The organism is Bradyrhizobium ingae (assembly GCF_055791185.1).
In genome coordinates this window covers 1-1,764 of sequence record NZ_JBVUBB010000091.1, presented here as the reverse complement: position 1 = coordinate 1,764, position 1,764 = coordinate 1, and the positions used below count along the sequence as shown (strand labels likewise).

The window sequence follows — 1,764 nt, the reverse complement described above, 5'->3', positions numbered from 1 at the left end:
TGCTTCGGCCACGATCGCGGTGGCTCCATCCGGGACACCGCATTCATGGCAAGGGCTGCCGGGGCGCCGAGGGTCGGATCGGCATACCCGTGCTGCTGATGCGCCCGCGACACCTCCCGAACCGCGTCCCAAATGCGATCGGCGCCGAGCGAAGCGCACTCGGTGATGAATGCCGCAACAGCTGCCGGCGGCGCCGGCAGCGGCGGGATGCCCTTCAACTGGCACCATCGGGCGAAAGCTCCATTCACCGGCCGGCCTTTCGCAAGGCGTCGTGTGCCGCGCCAAGCGCGCGCCGATACTGGAGCATCTTCACCCCTTTGCGCATGTCGTTCATGGTCATCGGCTCGTCACTGGACAGATCGGCGTCGATCGCGTCTAGCGCGCTCGCTCTGCGCTCGAGATCGTACTTCGAAAACTCGGTAACCATGGTATCGACAGATGCCGGCTTGCCCGTCATCTTCTCGGCCATAGACTGCGATTTCTCGATAAAGTTCCGTTCATCGGCCATGTTGTTACCTCTTGGCTGCGCGGCGCGCCTGCAGCAAAGCCGCTGCGCTTTTCAGGGAAGGAGCGTTCTGGAAAGAGCTGGCGAGCGCGCGAATCTTTTCAGATCCATAGTCTCCGCGAGCGTTGGCCACGCCTGGCCGCTGTACGGGCGGAACTGGCTTGGTGACGGCTTTCGCCATCGACTTCTGCATCATCCGGTACATGCCGGCTTCGAGCATCATGCGCTGGAACGGAGCGCTCCGCAGGGTGCGGTCACTGGCGAATTGCTTCATGAAATCGCCCGGCTCAATGCCGAACTCCTTCAAGCCGTCAATGATCTCAGCCGTGGCACGTTGCTGCATCTCAACGGGAATGCCCGCAGCGGCTTTATCGAAAAGCGCATCCTGCTCGGTCACGAAGGTCTTGAACTCGGCCGCGGTGCGCTCGGCCGCGCGCTGATGCTCGACCTTCTGTGCTTCGAACAGGCGCGAGCTGTTCGTAACGGCCGCCTGGATCGCTGCCCATCGCGCGGGGTTCTGCTGCGCAATCTGTAGGGCGATCTGCTGATGCTGCTCGGGCGAGGTGTTGGCGAACTCTGGGAACTGGCTGATAAAGGCCTGCTGGGCGATCGATGCCGCGGCATCGAGGCCGTTCCGATATTCCTGCCGCGCCGTCTCGTTCTCGCTAACCTGCTTGGCGATCGCCTCGCGGATCTGCGGGTGGTTGAGAGCCTTTTCGAGCTCGGGCTCAAGATCGCCTTCATGGACGGTCTCGGCGGGCTCAACGTTGTTCGATTCCTTCCCCTCGGGCTTCGCGTCGGCGCCGTCTGCATTCTTCGTACCCCGCAGGGCGTCGATATGCTTGCGGGTCTCCTCGGCAGCCGCATCGGCCGCGGCTTCGCTCTCGGAGCGCCGCATAGCGCTCAGATCGCTCGCGGCACGCTCCAGCGTCAGGGTTTCCTTCGGGTCGGCCGGGTTGCCTTCGCCGTCCGTGTAGCTGCGGACAACAGGCTTTGGCGCCTCTTTGGCGCGGAGATCGGCGGCTTCCTTTACCGTCAGTTCGTCACCGTCCTCTTTCTTGTTCGGGTCCGGCATCGGCGTGTAGCCGGCATCACGTTCAAGACCCGCTTGTCCGAATGCGGGCTCCGCGAACTGGCCGGAGGGGGCGCGATCGTCGCTCATATCAATTCCTTCTGGTTAGACGTCGTTGAGGTTTCTCGGAAAGTGTTGCAGGCGTCGACGACGCGGCGGCTTGGACCGCTTCGCGACCGGTACCCAT

Annotated in this window: 2 protein-coding genes and 1 pseudogene; all 3 read right to left on the bottom strand. The window is 63.3% G+C overall.

Translation table 11 applies throughout. The features are described 5' to 3' along the window. Nucleotides 1-218, bottom strand: a pseudogene (locus ACV1FX_RS41650) (hypothetical protein); the annotation flags it as partial. 26 nt (nucleotides 219-244) lie between these two features. Further along, nucleotides 245-508: a hypothetical protein gene (locus tag ACV1FX_RS41645; RefSeq protein WP_473123273.1), complete on the bottom strand. Its 264-nt coding sequence runs from the start codon at nucleotides 506-508 to the stop codon at nucleotides 245-247. A gap of 4 nt (nucleotides 509-512) precedes the next feature. Beyond that, nucleotides 513-1,580: a hypothetical protein gene (locus ACV1FX_RS41640; protein WP_473123272.1), complete on the bottom strand. Its 1,068-nt coding sequence runs from the start codon at nucleotides 1,578-1,580 to the stop codon at nucleotides 513-515. Nucleotides 1,581-1,764 lie beyond the last annotated feature (184 nt).